The 16300-nt window shown below is 63.8% G+C and carries 18 protein-coding genes; 13 read left to right on the forward strand and 5 right to left on the reverse strand.

Translation table 11 applies throughout. The features are described from left to right. Nucleotides 1-218 precede the first annotated feature (218 nt). Nucleotides 219-977, forward strand: a complete 759-nt coding sequence (locus ON27_RS38950; protein ID WP_043739096.1) for a helix-turn-helix domain-containing protein — start codon at nucleotides 219-221, stop codon at nucleotides 975-977. Nucleotides 978-1061: 84 nt separating this feature from the next. Here the strand turns inward: ON27_RS38950 and ON27_RS42305 are convergent, their stop codons facing one another. Next, the gene (locus tag ON27_RS42305) at nucleotides 1062-1856 is read right to left on the reverse strand and encodes a histidine phosphatase family protein (RefSeq protein ID WP_083888179.1); all 795 of its coding nucleotides are present in this window, start codon (nucleotides 1854-1856) and stop codon (nucleotides 1062-1064) included. 116 nt (nucleotides 1857-1972) lie between these two features. On the opposite strand from ON27_RS42305, the gene imuA' reads away from it, so the two are divergent. The 3 genes from imuA' (at nucleotide 1973) to ON27_RS38965 (ending at nucleotide 5129) form a co-directional block, all read left to right on the forward strand. Then, nucleotides 1973-2764, forward strand: a complete 792-nt coding sequence (gene imuA' / locus ON27_RS38960; RefSeq protein ID WP_051047573.1) for a DnaE2-dependent mutagenesis accessory factor ImuA' — start codon at nucleotides 1973-1975, stop codon at nucleotides 2762-2764. Between the two features lie 164 nt (nucleotides 2765-2928). Beyond that, nucleotides 2929-3096 (forward strand): hypothetical protein, encoded by a 168-nt coding sequence (locus ON27_RS43770; RefSeq protein ID WP_157227969.1) that lies wholly within the window; start codon nucleotides 2929-2931, stop codon nucleotides 3094-3096. 251 nt (nucleotides 3097-3347) lie between these two features. Then, nucleotides 3348-5129: a hypothetical protein gene (locus tag ON27_RS38965; RefSeq protein WP_043739104.1), complete on the forward strand. Its 1782-nt coding sequence runs from the start codon at nucleotides 3348-3350 to the stop codon at nucleotides 5127-5129. Between the two features lie 19 nt (nucleotides 5130-5148). Here ON27_RS38965 and ON27_RS38970 read toward each other — a convergent pair whose 3' ends face one another. Together ON27_RS38970 and ON27_RS38975 are read right to left on the reverse strand one after the other, a co-directional pair. Next, complete coding sequence (locus ON27_RS38970; RefSeq protein ID WP_051047574.1) at nucleotides 5149-6297, reverse strand: XRE family transcriptional regulator; 1149 nt, start codon at nucleotides 6295-6297, stop codon at nucleotides 5149-5151. Then, nucleotides 6251-6892: a hypothetical protein gene (locus tag ON27_RS38975; protein WP_043739107.1), complete on the reverse strand. Its 642-nt coding sequence runs from the start codon at nucleotides 6890-6892 to the stop codon at nucleotides 6251-6253. Before ON27_RS38975 ends, ON27_RS38970 begins: the two co-directional genes overlap by 47 nt. Before the next feature lie 147 nt (nucleotides 6893-7039). Between ON27_RS38975 and ON27_RS38980 the strand changes: the two genes are divergently transcribed. After that, nucleotides 7040-7465 carry a hypothetical protein gene (locus ON27_RS38980; protein ID WP_157227970.1) on the forward strand — a complete coding sequence of 142 codons (426 nt, stop codon included), beginning with the start codon at nucleotides 7040-7042 and terminating at the stop codon, nucleotides 7463-7465. 361 nt (nucleotides 7466-7826) lie between these two features. On the opposite strand, the gene ON27_RS38985 is transcribed toward ON27_RS38980, so the two are convergent. Next, the gene (locus ON27_RS38985) at nucleotides 7827-8804 is read right to left on the reverse strand and encodes a 5'-nucleotidase (protein ID WP_043739113.1); all 978 of its coding nucleotides are present in this window, start codon (nucleotides 8802-8804) and stop codon (nucleotides 7827-7829) included. Between the two features lie 277 nt (nucleotides 8805-9081). Here ON27_RS38985 and ON27_RS38990 point away from each other — a divergent pair, with 277 nt between their 5' ends. The 7 genes from ON27_RS38990 (at nucleotide 9082) to ON27_RS39020 (ending at nucleotide 14831) form a co-directional block, all read left to right on the forward strand. After that, nucleotides 9082-9690: a poly-gamma-glutamate hydrolase family protein gene (locus tag ON27_RS38990; protein ID WP_051047576.1), complete on the forward strand. Its 609-nt coding sequence runs from the start codon at nucleotides 9082-9084 to the stop codon at nucleotides 9688-9690. Nucleotides 9691-9722: 32 nt separating this feature from the next. Beyond that, entirely contained in the window at nucleotides 9723-10490 is a 768-nt protein-coding gene (folP, locus tag ON27_RS38995) for a dihydropteroate synthase (protein WP_043739115.1), read from the forward strand. Nucleotides 10491-10663: 173 nt separating this feature from the next. Beyond that, on the forward strand, nucleotides 10664-11398 hold the full coding sequence (gene thyX, locus ON27_RS39000; protein ID WP_043739117.1) for an FAD-dependent thymidylate synthase: 735 nt from the start codon (nucleotides 10664-10666) through the stop codon (nucleotides 11396-11398). A 144-nt stretch (nucleotides 11399-11542) separates the two neighbouring features. Then, on the forward strand, nucleotides 11543-12553 hold the full coding sequence (locus tag ON27_RS39005) for a hypothetical protein (RefSeq protein ID WP_043739119.1): 1011 nt from the start codon (nucleotides 11543-11545) through the stop codon (nucleotides 12551-12553). A 15-nt stretch (nucleotides 12554-12568) separates the two neighbouring features. Beyond that, on the forward strand, nucleotides 12569-12847 hold the full coding sequence (locus ON27_RS39010) for a glutaredoxin domain-containing protein (RefSeq protein WP_043739121.1): 279 nt from the start codon (nucleotides 12569-12571) through the stop codon (nucleotides 12845-12847). Nucleotides 12848-12849: 2 nt separating this feature from the next. Continuing rightward, entirely contained in the window at nucleotides 12850-14505 is a 1656-nt protein-coding gene (locus ON27_RS40720) for a WD40 repeat domain-containing protein (protein WP_083888181.1), read from the forward strand. A 161-nt stretch (nucleotides 14506-14666) separates the two neighbouring features. Beyond that, nucleotides 14667-14831 (forward strand): hypothetical protein, encoded by a 165-nt coding sequence (locus tag ON27_RS39020; protein WP_218003127.1) that lies wholly within the window; start codon nucleotides 14667-14669, stop codon nucleotides 14829-14831. A 199-nt stretch (nucleotides 14832-15030) separates the two neighbouring features. Here the strand turns inward: ON27_RS39020 and ON27_RS43775 are convergent, their stop codons facing one another. Next, nucleotides 15031-15234, reverse strand: coding sequence for a hypothetical protein (locus ON27_RS43775; protein WP_157227971.1), 204 nt, complete (start codon nucleotides 15232-15234; stop codon nucleotides 15031-15033). A 363-nt stretch (nucleotides 15235-15597) separates the two neighbouring features. Here ON27_RS43775 and ON27_RS39025 point away from each other — a divergent pair, with 363 nt between their 5' ends. Beyond that, complete coding sequence (locus ON27_RS39025) at nucleotides 15598-15801, forward strand: hypothetical protein (protein WP_043739125.1); 204 nt, start codon at nucleotides 15598-15600, stop codon at nucleotides 15799-15801. The last annotated feature ends 499 nt before the right edge of the window (nucleotides 15802-16300 follow it).

Here is a 16300-nt window from a genome sequence, read left to right on the forward strand (position 1 = left end):
CTCGCACATGTTCGGCCGCGCACATGTGGAATACACTGTGCGCCAATATGATTTGCGCCACCTTCGGGGCGCCGATAGCCGGTTCACGGTGAAACGATTGGCTTCGTTGCCATAGCCTGGCCTGTTAGGCAGCCACGAAGCGTCCCGCGAGTCTGCACTTCCATCGATGCACCGCGCACGCTCCCGAGGCTGTTGGAAGCCAAGTAAAGGCGTATGCGATGGTTGAGGATGACGATCTACCCGTACTGGCCAGGCTACTTCGGGCCGAGCGCGAAGCCGCCCAACTGACGCGCGAAGAAGCTGCCCAGATTATCAAAGTCTCGAAGGGCTTGATCTACGCGTGGGAGCGCAAAGGGCGGACTCCCTCAGCCGAGACACTCGAGGCATTCTTGAACGGCCTCGAAGTCCCTCAGTGGCGAAGACCCAAGTACGCCGCGCTGGCACAGCCGCTGCTCAACCAGCTCAACTGGGACATGTCGCCGGTCGTCACTCCGGACGATCAGCTCGGCTTGGACCGCAACCTCGACCCCGCCTGCTACCACGACGACGCCTTCGACCTGTATGCCGCCAACGGGCCACTGCTTGACCGGTTCCCCGGGCTCGTCGCCCCCGAACCCGATGCCACAGTGCGGCCGAACTTGCTCGAGTGGGTGGTCCGCGATCCTGCCGCGAAGAAGGTGATCGGGAACTGGGAGGAGCGGGCCACCGTCATGGCCAACGCCTTTCTCATCGTCGCGCCAGGCCGGATCCCCGAGCGACGCATCCAGCAGATCATCACCTCCTGCGAGCAAGCACCCGAATGGCCGGAAATCTCCAGGATCCGCGCCACCGACGAGCACGTCCTCAACCAACGGATTTATCTCTGGGACCCGGAGACCGAGTGCTACGAGAACCGCATCATCACCGCCTACACCTTCAAATACCCCCCGCGTCCGTACAACGTGCTCGTATTGCAGGCAACAGTGCCGCAAAGCTGACCAGCGCCGGGCCGCCTCGGAAGCCATCACGCCGATACCACGGCGGCGGCGTCGACGACTGCGGCGGCAGGGTTGACACGTCGGTCATGCGTGTCGCTTGCGCCGGGTGATGCGGTGCGGTTGCGCTCTCAAATGCTCGGCGTCGTTCGCGCGGACCAACACCCACCGCGACCCTTCGGCCTCTGCAGACTGGTGGCGAGCCGGGCGCAGCTGCCATTCGGTGATCGCGGTGTGGTCGACCTCGATCGAGGCATGCGCGCGGGAGTACGTTCCTTCCAGGAAGTACTGGGCCGCGGCGAGCGCGGTGGATTGGTGGCAGACCACCACAACCGTCTCGCCGGGATGCCTCCCCGCGATCAACTCCAACTCCCGCCCCACCCGTGGTGCCCACTGCCCCCACAGCTGCCCACCTTCACCACCCGACATCGCGCGCTCGACCGGATTCCCGTGCGCCGGCCCGAGCGGAGTCGTCTCGACCGATAGCCCCAGCAGCTGGGCCACGATCGTGGCGGTTTGCGCCGCCCGGCGTATGCCGGTGCTGTACACGCGGCTGACTTGCAGGCTCGATTGCTCGGCGGCCAACCGCTCCGCCAGCCTCGCGGCTTGGCTTCTGCCCGTCGCGCTTAGTCTACGCTCGGTCTCTTCGCCCTCGGCGACTCCGGCGGCGTGGGTCTCACCGTGGGCGCAGCGAATAAGCAGCAGCCGTACTCCGGCACGCGCACCCCCGTCGCATCGGTCCACCAATCCGCCACCTACCTGACAATCTCGAAGCTCCGGACGTTCCCGCCCACCTCCCAACCATCGCCCGCGTCGAACACTCGTCGCCAACAACAGGGCGTTGTACAACAGCATGTTGTACCGCCGCGCCAGCCACCACATTCGCTAGTCGAAGGCCAGCTGCAATGGCGGCTCGGCCGCAGTTCGGTGACCGTTAGTTATCGATCAGCGTGCCTGTCTCGACGGCCGATCACGCGGTATGCAATCATTTCGCACATATGTTCGATAGCTCGCAGTTGGAGGGCAGTCAACGGTCCGACGGCACCACAGCCGCAGCACCGCTGACCGACCTCCCACGTACCGAGCAACTCGCGCTCCTGCGCGCCCGCATGGACGCCATCCACGGCCGAGTCGGCGCCCGCGAAGCCCCACCGATGCCCACCACCGCACCAGCGAACACACTGCCGATCCCCGGGGCACTGGGTGAGGCGCTGCCCGCCGGTGGCCTACCGCGCGGATCGCTGATCGCTTGCACCGGACGCCTCGGCCCTCTCCTCGGATTGCTCGCCGCGGCCACCGCCGCCGGGGAATGGACCGCCGTCCTCGGCTGCCCGCGGCTGGGGTTGCTCGCCGTCGCGGAGATGGGCGGAAACCTGTCCCGCCTGGCCCACATCTCCAACCCGGGTGACGACCCCCTCGATGTCGCCGCCATCCTCCTCGACGGCCTTCCCCTCGTCGTACTCGACCACCCCGCCACCCCAGCCGCCACCCGCACACGAGCGGTCCTCGCCCGGCTTCGCAGCCATGACGCCATCCTGGTCACCACCCACACCGGCTGGGCCCGCCCCGACCTGGAAATCCACAGCGAACTTCTCGAGTGCGAGGGGATCGGCCGCGGACGCGGACGGCTGCGATCGATGACCTACACGATCCAGGTTTCCGGCCGCACAGCGCGCCGCCCACGCAGCACCTCACTACGACTGGGCGCTGCCGGGACGCAGCGATCGTGCTGGACCCGCCGACCAGCCGACCCCCACACCGCTACTACCGCGATCAGCCGGACGGGGTGACCATGAACGAATCCGGATCATCCCACCACGCCAGCACCAGAATGCTCACCCCTCCACGCAGGGTCCTCGTCGACCCCCGGCGAATATGGGTACCTCCAACTCGCAGTCCCGCCCGAACGGTGCCGTTCACTCTCGGAGAGAAAGCCGCCGCCCTGGATCTACGCATGGGCGAGACATGGATTCCCGCGCTCGGCTACCGGTGGGCACGCCTGCGGTTCGGGACTGAGCCCGTATGGTTTCTCGAAGTCGAACTCGAACTCCGGTCGGTCAACGGCCACGTCGCACTCACCGTCCGACAATGGGTGCCCTGGGACTCCGTCAAGCCGGCGTGAGTAACCAACCCCGTTCGCTCGTGACTAGATCGCGTCCGCACATTCTCCTGCCACGTCGCGTGCGATCGAGGTTAGCCGAGTATCAGGGTCGCCCTGATGACATCGTGCCCGCAGTCGCAACGCGCGCACAGCGCCCCGGAATGAGTGGCACTGGAGCTAGGCTTGCTCTGTGGAACATGCGATCGCCGCCTCACCACGATCCGTACAGCTCCGCTGGACGGAGCCGTACGCCTGATGGTGCACCGCCCCATATGAATCATGTATCGCTGTCCGGCCTGATCGGTCGCCATCATTTCCAGCAGCACCAGATCCCAATTCCCGACGCGATCGAACGCGCGACCACACTGCTGATCCCAGCGCCGTCCGGAAAGTGGCATGTCCCCGGCGGCTGCAGGTACGCACGTGAGCATGCGGGCCAGTCGGTGCCACTGCTCGAGGTCAGGTGGGGCGATCTGTGCGGCAACTGCGCCCCCACGCAAGATGTTGATCCACTGCACACTTGCGCCCTGCGTTCCGTTGCCACTCTCTCCGAGATGAGCGCGGCCGTCAGTGCGTTCGCTGAAGAACTGGCCGACCCTGGCAGGTCTTTCGAATGGCTCGACTACGCCCGTCGCCGGGCCGGGCGACCCATCACCGACGAGTCATTGCCAGCTTTGACCGCCCCTATGCGTGGCGTCCGCGGGTGGGCCCGCACTGTCGCGGCTGTCAACCGCGCTGCCCTGGAATACTCGGGCCAGTTCGACGCCCTGCTGGCGCAGCTCGCCGAGCGGCTCGGCACCGACTCCGAGGACGGGCTGTTCGATCGCGCAATCGATATCGTCGCCACTGAAACACCGGCCTGCGCCGAAAGCGAACAGCTCCAGAGGATCACCTGCGCCGCCGATCCGAACCATCGAGCCTACGTTGCGAAAAACCGCGGCTTCGACGCGTGGACATACGTCGCCGACCTCTGGCTGGGCGCACACCGGCAGGGGACCAACCATCCCGACATCATCACCGCACGCGCCAAACAATCTCTTGCCGAACGTCTCCCCCACGTCCGCGACTTGACCCAATTGCCTATTGACCCGAAGGTGGCACCGCACCCTGCCGATACTCCGCAGAGCTGGGCCGACCGCGTCCTCGCTGTCCTTCGCGACCGCACGGTCACCGTGTGGATTGAGCGGGCCGAGATGACCCTTCACAGCCTGCGCGACGCACACCGCACAAGCAGCAACGCCGAGCCGGACCGCGCGCTGCTGGTTACCGGATGGCCCCTGCACCACGACTCCTGTGCACGCTTGGCCTACCTGAGCCAATACCCAATGCTGCTGGCGCCCTTACGGATCGTCGGCAGCGCCGACTGGCAATTTCCTTCCACCGAGACCTGTGTGGCAATACTGCGGGTGCCCGAAGCCGCCGCCGAGCAAGCCCACGCCGTCTCCAGCAACATCCGCTCCACTGTCTTGGCAGCCGGCACCGACCCCCTCGTCGCGGCGTCCCGGCTGTTGCGCGACTTCGGAGTCGTCGTCCATCCGATTGATTTGCCACCGACGGCCCGGCCATCGCGGCTGGTCGAATCGGAACGAACCCGGCTGGCCATCGCGATCACCGACACACCCTTCCAAGCACACCCCAGGCCATTCGCCCATGGCGCCGACCTTCCCCCGCATGTCCACGACCGCGGCGGCGAATGGACACCATGGACAGCACGCGACGCCTTCCACCGCCGTGGTTCGGTCTTCATCCCTGGCATCGATGATCTCGAGCGGTTCGCCGTAGGTTTCGTCCAATCAGAGATGTACGACACTCTCGAGGTCCAGGTGCGGCTCCAAATACCCGCAGGAACGGCCCCGCGTGTACAGCGCTATTCGAACCAGGTGCCGGCCATCGAAAACCCACCCACTCTCACACAGGCTGGGCTGATCGATGTCCCCGCCATCCTGCACGGCCTTACCGACGACCACACAACCCTGCTGCTCGAGATCGACCCGTGCCGCGACCCGATCCACGTGCCCCTGAACTACATCGCCATGCTGCAATTCCTGCGCTGAGCGCGACAACGGCATCCGCCTAGCTGGAGCTTGAACCGAGAGCGTAGACCGATCCAGTGGTCGGTTTGCCGCCGCGGTTTTCGTAAGGCGTGGGCACCACCGATCGCAGCACGGCCGGGGGAATTGCGAGGGCGTCGGCGGCGGCGCGGTACGGCCGCGACCCGAACCGTCGGCTGAGAAGTGTCCACAGCAGCAACGGACTCTCGTTGCCGACCTCCACAGGTTCTTCTCGTCGCCATCCTTTGGCCGACAACTGCACGAACAATGACCGTTTGCGGCTGTCGGTGATCAACTCCAGCGCTGAAGCCCTCATGATCAGCGCTTGCATCGATACACCCCACGTTGCCTTGATCCGTCCGAAGTCGGTCAGGGTCGTCGCGTCGGAGAGAATTTCGACAGCGCGTGACCGGGGCACCAACAAGGCGGCGGCGAACTTGTTCGCCTCGCCTTCCGGGTCGGCCGCACGGGGACGGAAAGAGTGCAGCACCAAATGTCCCACCTCGTGCGCGATCGTGAATCGCTGCCGATCGCCGTGAGTTCCAGGGAAGAATCCCACCAGGGCACTCGCGCCCAGACCGCCCCAATACGACGCGCCGAAATGCCCGCCCCCCGCGGGCGCCTCATCACCGTCGATGTGCGGAGGAACGATGGGGGCCACCGCGACGCCTGCACGTTCCAGTGCTCGCGTCAGGTGGGGAATCGGCGCGTCCGGAGCGAGCCGCAGCGATTCCCGCGTCTGGTCGGCCAACTCGTTGATCTCGTCGTCACTAACCGATTCCTGAGTGACGAAAGGTAGGTCGGCGACAGGATACTTGCTCTCGGTGATCAGCCCGTCGGACACGCGGTAGCTCTCGCGATACCAGCGATGTATCCGGCGAGTCATCGTGATGCTCGCGCCTGCCAGCTTGCGAAAGCGCAGCGAATCCAGCGGAATCGCGTTCGACTCGACGTAGAAGAAGCTCAGCGGTGTCCCGGTCGCTGTCGCGATGACTTCCAGCTCCGCGTCGGTTACATCGCGGAACTGATTCTCGGCATCGGATAACCGCGACTGTCCCAACCCCGTCATCTCAGCAAGCTGCTTCTGCGTGAACCCGAATAGCTCACGCAGCGCGCGTATCCGTTCACCCGGAGACGCCGCGAGCATCACCACCGCCTTCCTCGTCGCCATCCGCGTGCGGCATCAACAGATCCAGACCCTCATCGGTCGGCTGGAACTCCAGATCCGACAACTCCTCAGCCGTCTCAGGAAGCACGAACTCGAGATCGACCTTCGCCTTCTCGCCCCACTTCCACGGGCCGATCGTACGGACGATCCGGAAGCTCGGTGTCGCCAACTCCGGATCGATACGCCACAGCCCCAGCAGACGGTCGTTCGCCTCCCCGGTCAAAGACAGCTGACGCGGCAGCGGCGGATTGCTGTAGTACGCCCGCCGCGCCGCGTTCGTGCCAGGCGGAGGGATGTGGTCGTCGGCGTGCGCGTGAAGCAACTGCACCCGGTAGTGGTCATCGGTCAACCACAACGCACCGTTCTGCGAATGTTGGCCACTCAGCTTCCACGCACCCAGCAGACCCTTCTTCTGCCGAAGCTTGTGGTGGGCCAGTGCACGGATCGTGTGCGTCGCATGCCAACCATAGAGCTCGGCCTCGTCGAGTTCAGGCAGCCGCTCCCGACGGATCTGCTCAGCCCACGTGAACGTGTCGTGTAGCGGCTCACACAGATCCGACAAGGCCGCACGGACACGCTCCACATGAACCTTAATCATGGCGCAGATATTATCACGACAAAAGTTAATACGTACATCCGTTCGACCGTGGCGGTCGCACGGCTTGGGTCGCGGGTCTTGCAGATGCGTGGGTGTTGCGGCGTGCCGTCGCGGTTTTGACGGGGCGGGAGAGGAAGATCGCGCGGCATGACGGCAGGCGCGCGCAGCAGGACCTCATCTCCGCGGCGAGAAGATGCCCACACCTTCGAGGTGGCCGGGCGGGTCTTGAGCCTGCTACTCGATTCCATCGGGCCTCTCGGACGAAGCCTGGGATTTCATCTGTGGCCCAGCCCGATCGACCCAGGGTTCGTGCTGTCGTGGCGCGGTCCTGTGCCGGGCGAGATCGAGGTGATCCAGTACTTGGTCAACGCCTCGGCCGACGACGAGCTGACCACAGCCCTGCGGCCCGGCGATGTGACGTTCGACTTCGCGGCGGACGACAAGCACTACACCCACGTCGACGTTCAGGGCGTGCGGTTTCAGCTCCGGCCGGAGCGAATGCTCACTCCCAAGGAGCTCGCCTCGTGGGGCACGTACTGGCGCAGCGGGGATCTGGAAGCGTTGCTGAGCTGATCGGCCGACCTGTTGGTGGACGCGACTGTGGGCGTCGCTGCGCGCGTGCCGCGGAGCGAGCTTCGCTCGCTTGCCACCGTGGCCACATGGCCAGCCGAGCGTGCGATTGGCAGTGGGCGGCGACTGCCTTGAGATGTTATGGCCGGTCACAGCCGCCAAGACGTGCTGCGAAAGACGGTCCGGGACTCTGGACTGAGGGCGTCGGCGGTTGATCGTGCTCGGAACACGTCAGCGTCGCGCCCGCACGGGGCCACCGGCAAGAGTGGCACGGACGTCGGCGAGAAGGCGTCGCATACCGCGTCGACGGTCCGACATCACAGCAACCACCTTCCCGCGCAGAGATGCCGTCCACGTCTTCGTCTCAGGCTTCCGACGCATCTACCTCTTTCTCCCCAACGATCTTTTCGGCCGACCTTCGATTCAGCTCGCCAAATGGGACGTGAACCGAGGGTACATATTTGCTGGTATCTATCAAATGACTTTCTTGATCGTCAAAGAATATGTGCGGCTTCAGAACTTGCATGACTCGGCCTTTGTCGACGCCCCCCAAGAAGAATGCATTATCGACCTGCACCTCCCAGGCTTTGAGACTGAGGATCATCCGCTCATGCGCTGGCGCGTTACGTGAGGTCACGACCGAAATTGACAGCCGTCGACGATAATTGCTATCGCTCTTACACCTTTCCCTTTCCATCGTCTGGATACGGGACAGCGCCTTCAAGAAAGGCAGAAGCAGCCCCTCCGGGTGGGTCTCGTTGGCGTGTTCGGATTCACTCGCATGAAAAGCACTGATGCCACCCGATTGGAAAATCTGCTCGGCACTGTCGTTCGTCAGGATCCCATCGAAGTCGAAAGCGATCCGCAGTTGATCACTATCATCCGCTTCTGCGACCGAGGCAAGGACAAGTCCAGCCGGGTGGTGCTGTTCGACCGCGGCGCGGACCGCTTCGTCGTCCGCCGACAGGTACAAGGAGATGTTGAAGGGGGGAATGAACTCGTACGGAGATCGCCCGGCAGTGAAGATAGCCCGTGTGATGGCCAGGCCGTGACGCGACACGGATCTCATGACCCGCAAGCCTGTATCAGGATCGTTTCGCGACATAATGACTACCTCAACGAGGGGATCACCCATATTCGGAGAAAGATCATTGAGTTGCAGTATTCGCTTGACGAATTGAAACGCTACACCCGGCTGCAGAGCATCCTCAAGATGCTCCTCCTGATACCTTCGGTAAGCTGCTTCACCCTGTTCTCTGAAAACTCGGTCTGCCTCTCCAAGGTCGAATAATGCGCTCGAAGCGACGCCTATTACCAGGCGATCATCAAGGATGTAGGGCACGGGTAGAGATTATCCCACTCGAAGTCATTTATTCGAGTAGTGCAACGAACCACCCAACCCTTTCCCAGCACACCGTGGACCGGCAGGGGACCGCCGGTCGCCGCGACCACGCTCCAATCTCCGAACCGATCCATCCCGCGACTACGATGCGACTGCATCCGACAGAAACGGTTTAGGGATCGGTCTGCTGCAGGAGCAAGGATCTGACCAGCCGTGCAACTCGTTCCGGCTACGCAACCCTGCATCCCGATACGTACATTCGTTGAAGGAGTATCCGATGCGACAGCGCTGGGCCAGCGCCGACAAGCTGACACGCATGCTCGCGGAGTCCCGGATCGAAGTCGATCTCGACGGGCCGGTCGGGTTCCTGGCGTTGCATGGCGGGATCGAAAGTGGCACAGCAACGTTGGCTCTTCGGGCGGCGTCGCGGGTGGGCGGGTCCGCGCTGATCGTGCGTCAGCAGTCCAACGACACTCGCCTGCATGTCTCGTCCAACGAGTTCGCCCCCGAACTGTTTCCGCAACTGCGGCTGATACTGGATCATTGCCCTGTGATTGTGTCGCTGCACGGCCATAACCGCCGCGCGTTCGCCCACCATGTCATGGTCGGCGGACAGAACCGGGTGTTGGCGGGGAAGATGGCGTCCTGCCTGCGGCGCCACACCGAGCGTCTAGCCGTCATCGACGACTTGGCGGTCATTCCCCCCGAGATCAATGGCACGAAGCCGGCCAACCCGGTCAACATTGCCGCGGCCGGCACCCAACTCGAGATTCCGCACCTACCCGATGTGACCCGCCCGTGGTCACTTCATATGGATCCGCGAGTCGAGGATGAACTTCTCGCCGGCCTGTGCGAGTTCGCTGATCTCGTTCACCGCCACAACTGACAACCCGCACGCTCGGCAGGAGCTCAGCCCGCATGCCCGTGAAGATCATGGGTGTTCTCAACGTGACTCCCGACTCGTTCTCCGACGGCGGCCTCTACCTTGATCCCCACCGCGCGCTCGATCGCGCATATCAGATGCTCGATGAGGGCGCGGACATCATTGACATCGGCGGCGAGTCAACCCGCCCAGGCGCGACGCCGGTCGAGCCCGATGTCGAATGGGAGCGCGTCGGCCCGGTTATCGAGGCTTTGGCGGGTAACTGTGTCCTGAGCGTGGACACGCGCCATCCCAATGTCGCCCGTGCTGCGGTTGGCTGTGGTGTAAGCATCCTCAACGACGTTTCCGCCAGCCTGTCCGAGGTTGCCGCACAGAACCAAGTGACGTGGATCGCCATGCACATGCAACGTGACCCATCGACAATGCAGCGTGATCCTCACTACACGAATGTCGTCGCCGAGGTACGCGCCTACCTAGCCGCATGCACTGATGACGCACTGCGCCGGGGGGTGCCCGAGGTGCTTGTCGATCCGGGCATCGGCTTCGGCAAGAACTTCCAGCACAATCTCGAGCTGTTACGCCATCTCGACAAGTTCGCTGATCTGGCGCATGGCCTCGTCCTAGGCGTTTCACGCAAATCGGTGCTCGGCGAAGCTATCGGTCAGACCGATCCGCTGCGGAGGCTGTCAGCAGCTCTAGCTGTGTCGGCCCTTGCAGTGAGCAAGGGGGTGTCGATCATACGAACCCACGATGTCGCCGAGACCATCCAAGCCGTTCGTATGGCCGAGTTTCTACAGGGGTAATACCGTCGTCCCCATCACAACGGCACCTGCTCTAGACTCGGCCCCCAGACCGGAACCTCACACAGCAAGCACTCGGGCACCTAGCGCACAGTGGGGCGTGTCGGTGAAACAGGGACTCCTGCGGGTGTGTAATCGTGTGGCTAGGGCCCCTCTGTATTTGGAAGGACGATCGGATGGCTGCTCTCGACACCGACACCGACGTGACCACCCGCAGCGATGTCGAGGTCGAGCTCGTCAAATCGCAGGCATCCGATGCTGACGTCCTGTTCGCTGCGAGGGTATCGACCCAGGGCCCTGAGTCGCTCGCTGCAGTCGAGGCAGACGCCACCGGATCGTCGGGCTTGATCAATTTCCTGATGAAGAACCGGCACGGGTCGCCCTTCGAGCACAACTCGTTCACCTTCTACATTCATGCGCCGATCTTCGTGTTCCGCGAGTTGATGCGCCATCGCATCGCCTCATACAACGAAGAATCCGGCCGCTACCGCCAGCTGCGGCCGGTCTTCTACAAGCCGTCGATCTCACGCAACATCGTCCAGGTCGGCAAGGCCGGCGCCTACACCTTCGAACCGGGCACCTCAGACCAGTATGAAGTGCTCGACGAGCAGGTCGATGCCGCATACGAAGCGTGCTACCGCTCGTACACCGCGATGCTCGAGGCTGGTATCGCGCGGGAAGTGGCACGCATCGTCCTACCGGTCGGCCTGTTCTCCAGCGCGTACATGACCGTCAACGCGCGCTCGCTGATGAATGTGCTGTCACTGCGCACCAAGAGCCCCGACTCTGCCTACCCCAGCTTCCCTCAAGCCGAAATCGAGATGGTCGCTGAGCAGATGGAGAAGAAGTTCGCCGAGCTGATGCCGCTCACACACGCTGCTTTCGTCAAGAACGGCCGCGTCGCTCCCTGATCTCTCTCGGCAGTACCCGAACCGAGCCACCAGCGCCCGGTTCGGGCGAACGTGCGCGCCAGCTCCCGCGGACCGATATTCTTAACTCGCGGCATAGTCCGTGATTCTTTGATCCGCAGTACATTTCGCCTGCAGGGGGCGCGGATGACCAGTCCGATCGAGAACGTCGTCCACGCGCGGGCTGGTATGCGCCAACGCCTGCTGCGTCCTGACACCCGCCAGGTACTCATCGCACGCCTGGACGGATCACTGGAGGCGGTCGACAGCTACACACGCGTCAACTGCGCAGGCTATGGGAGAATTCGCCGCTTCAACAGCTTCGGCATCCACCTACGCTCCACCCCCGGCGCTTCCAGACCGAAGCCGCTGTATCGCGGGTTGCCGCCAGCCTTGCCATACACCACTCAGGTCTTCCAACTGGGCGGATGCAACTGGGCGTGTTGGTACTGCTTCGTCGATGACGCGCTGCTGTCAGGCGACCAAACCCGCGGTAGGTTCATGACGGCCGCGGAACTAGTCGACTTGTATCTCGCTGACGCCGACCCACCCCCCGCGCTGGATCTGTCAGGCGGACAACCCGACCTTGTGCCCGAGTGGTGCCTTTGGATGATGCAAGAACTCGATGAACGCGGCCTGCGCGGTCACGTCCCCATATGGATCGATGACAACCTCAGTGGTCACTGGATGCGTCAAGTGCTCTCCGCCCAAGACATCGCCTACATGGCCGCCTACCCCCGGCACTCCCGAGTCGGATGCTTCAAAGGCTTCGACGAAGCCTCCTTCGTCGACAACACCGGCGCTCCCACATCCTCGTTCGACCGCCAATTCGCCGTCCTCGCCGAACTTCTCACCGCAGGCTTCGACCTCTACACCTACGCCACCTTCACCGCGCGTCCCAAGCCCGACCGACACATCCCCTCAGCGATGAAGGCTTTCGTCGATCGGCTACAGGCCATCCATCCCGACCTTCCGCTGCGCACCATCCCTCTCGAGATCCGCCCCTACACCGCAATCAGCAGTCGCATCGCCTCCGCGGACGCCGAACCGTTCTACCGGCTGCAATATCAAGCAGCTGCGGCATGGGAACACGAACTACACACCCGGTTCACCGAGGACCAACGACAGACGCCGTACGAAGACATCCAACTTCGCTGATCCCGGGGGTGAACCATGCCATCACGCGACGTCGAACTGTACATACACGGAACGCCGGACCATCCGCGCACAGCGCATTCTCTGCTGGCCTGCCGCATGCTGGCTTACCACAGCGTCACCTACACCGCCTACGACGTCCTCACCGACCAGCAAGCGCGCAACCGCGCGCAAACTGCGTCCGGTGTCCGAATGTGGCCCCAAGTCTTCGCCGACGGCGAATATCTCGGGGGCACCGAGGTACTCTGCGAACTGCTTCGCTCCGGGCAACTCCGTCCCCACCGCAACGCAGCGTAGCCATGATCGAGCCGACTCGTCTGTGGCGTATACCCGGAACCTCCACAGCTCCGAGCCCACACACCGCCGGCGACAGCCCTAGCACAACAGCGATAGACCTCGACCCCACAATCGGCACCATCTGGTTCGGCCGCATCGATGGTGTTCTCCTCTCAGCCGCAGGCGCCGGCCCCGTCTCACCGGGGCCCTCCCCGATCACCGCCATCGCTGCCCGCAGCTCCGGCCTGGCTGTCGGCACACACTCCGGCCAGGTATTCGCCCTACCGGTAGACACCACCGGACACCCCGGCAACCCGGTCCGAGTAGATCACCATCGCGGCCCGATCAGCGGATTGTGCTGGAGCGGCACTGACAGCACCGCGCTCATCTCAGCAGGATGGGACGGGCACATCCGTGCGCACCGCCGGGGTAGCGGCTCCCACGTCGTCCACGCAGGCAACACCTCTGTCACGGCCATCACACCCACTTCCGACGGCGTCGCTGCCGCTCTCCTCGACGGTGCCGTCCTGGTCACTTCTGCTGGCGGCACCTTCACCGAACTTGCAAGGCTCGATGCTGTGCCGACTGCCATCACCACCGGTCCCGGCGGGCAGCTCATTGTTTCCACCGCCCGTCACACCATCGCCCGCATCACGCCGACAGGAACAGTCATCACATCCTCGACGCGCCTGCAGGGGATGCCTCTGGCCCTCGCCACCGATCATGCCCGCGACATGCTCGCAATCGCCGCAGTCGACGGCACGATCAGCCAATGGTCACTGAACGACCTCATGCCTGGCACAGTGCTGTCGCTCGCCGGAGCGCCGATCCCGACCCTGGCCCTCGGCCATGGCGATACCCTCTACTACGGCAGCCGCGGCGGCGGGATCACCGCGGCCGCAATATCGTCTGCGCTCTCCCATGGCGAAGTGCCCACACCAGGCGGACAGATCTGGTCACTGCGCCTTTCACTGCCCGCAGGTCTGGTCGCCTCAGCAGGTACGGACAGCAGGATCTGTTTGCGAGATCTGTCCACCGGCAGACTGCGCCGCACTCTTACCGGTCACGACGGCTGGATCAACTCCGTCGCCTTCACCACCGACGGCCAACTCCTAGCCACCGGATCCGCAGACACCACCGTCCGACTCTGGAACCCCCACTCCGGCCAACACCTGCGCACTCTTACCGGTCACGACGGCTGGATCAACTCCGTCGCCTTCACCACCGACGGCCAACTCCTAGCCACCGGATCCGCAGACACCACCGTCCGACTCTGGAACCCCCACTCCGGCCAACACCTGCGCACCCTCACCGGTCACTCGTGCCCAGTCACATCCGTGGCCGCCGCCCACACAAAAATCCTCACCACCGGCCACGACACCAACGTCATCACCTGGAACACCGACGGCGAACGCCTCATGACCGGTCACCACCGACGTCACGTCTGGATGGCTGCGATCCGTCCCGATGGCCGCCTCTCCGCCACTATCGGCGCCGACAACGCCGTCCGGATATGGGACCCACTCGCCCCCCAGCAAACGACCGCCTTCCACCTACCCGACGTCGGCACCGCGTGCGACCTCGCCACACTCGATCACCAGCGCGTGCTACTCGGCACCGCTAGCCGCGATGGCGGCATAGAACTGAGGCTTCTCATTTCTAAGGCGACAGCGAGTTAAGAATTATGTGCGACGAGGGCCCAAATCCTAACCGGTAGATGCTTCGGATCTTTCCGTATGAACAACGGCTTCAGACAATTTGGGAGATACGAATCATCCACGACCACGCTCCGTCCGGCCTCACAGTCACCGAGAGGAACCTGGCCGAGGAGATCGACCGGGTGGTCACCAGCACCCTCGCCCGGTCATGGGACAACGCCGACGCCCGAAACCGCGGCGCCCGCCGCGCCACCGCCGCCGTCTTCCGCCGGTACATGTTGAAGCCCGTCGGGGAACCATACGAGTCCACCGTCGCCTACATCGAAGCTCATTACCTAGTCGACTGATCGGTCAAGCGGCGATCGTCGCAGCCTCAGTAGCCGACGAAGGGTCGTCAGTTCCGCGTCGGGTGTCTCAGTGAGCAAGCCATGTACCGGAGTGATGCGGCGGACGCGTACCCAGGCGGTCGGCGCAACAGCTCGGTGGAGACGCCGGGCTGAAGGCCGGACCGCCCCGGGAAGGACGGCCGGACTTCAGCGAGCAGAACTACTCAGTCGGCCCCGACCGGGTACGCACGAATAGTCCTAGCACCGTGACGAACACGCTGACTCCTGCTGGCCACCCGACGAGCAGTCCTGCCGCCAGTGCCAGGGTCAGCGCCAGGGACAACACCACCAGGGGATGGATCTCCGGCCCCTTGGGATCGACGGGATACGACTGGGTGTTGTCAGGCTCGACCGATAAGCTCATGCCGCCTGTACTTCCTTTCTTCTGTTGACACAGTGGAGGTGTAGGTGTACTGCGGCCCCTGCCTATGCTCAGGCGGGGGCCGCGCTCGTTCCGAGGTCGCTTGCGAATCCGCGGTTTCCGCGATGCGGAAGCCGCAATCGACGTTCGGTAGGTGGAAGCCTAGCCATGAGGGCCGACGCAAAAGAGTTTCGTGAAACAACGATGTGGAACGCGCATCTCTGACCGTCGCGGCCTCGAATTTTTCTATGGCCGGGCAACCGTGGGCGAACCTAGGCGACCCAACTGGCTGACACCAAACCGTGCTGTGCACACAGCTGTGGATAACTTCGCTGCACGTGTTGATCAACTGTCGATTTACTGTGGATGGCTGCAGAGTTCGTCGTGCCACAGCCACCGTGCCCAGCGCTTGACCAGCGGATTCTGCGGAGCGACTACCCGGACACCGTCGCGCTGCGTGACCATGTGCTCGTCGAGCTCGCGATCGGGTTGGGCAAGAGCGTGACCGGTAGGTGCAACCGGAGCCTCATCGCGATGCCGTCGGACACGCCGTGCGCCAACGCGCTCTGACAGCACCAGCGACAGCGGAACCGACATAGCGGCGGGCGCGTCAAAGAATGCATGACACTTCACCTGCGTCCCGCTCAGAACCCTGAACCGCCGCTCAACGGCGGTCCTACGTCTGCGGAATCAGCCCGGATCTGGTCCGAGTTTCTGCGTCAACGCCGCAGTGCCGCACGACCCGCAGGGCAAGCAGACGAGTCCTCCGAGCGGTCCATCCAGCGCACTGGGTCTCACACCGCAGTGTCCTGATGAAGGAAAAGCAGGAGCGTGACGGGAAAGGAGGTACGCCACTGGGCTCGGGCCAAGAGACTTGTCCTCCTGGCCCGAGCCCAGTGGCGGTGCAAGGTCGCCAGCGCGAGTCAGCGAGGGCAGTCATAGCGGCTTGCGGAGGTCGACTCGACACCATCCGATCTGTACCAACTGCGAGACGAAATCGCGCGGGCGTTGCGATGTGAATGCTCCGCCCGCCGTACTATCACCACGATCGAGAACCTCCCGGCCTGGC

The sequence above is a fragment of the Nocardia asiatica NBRC 100129 genome, from assembly GCF_000308415.1.
Taxonomy (GTDB): Bacteria; Actinomycetota; Actinomycetes; order Mycobacteriales; family Mycobacteriaceae; genus Nocardia; species Nocardia asiatica.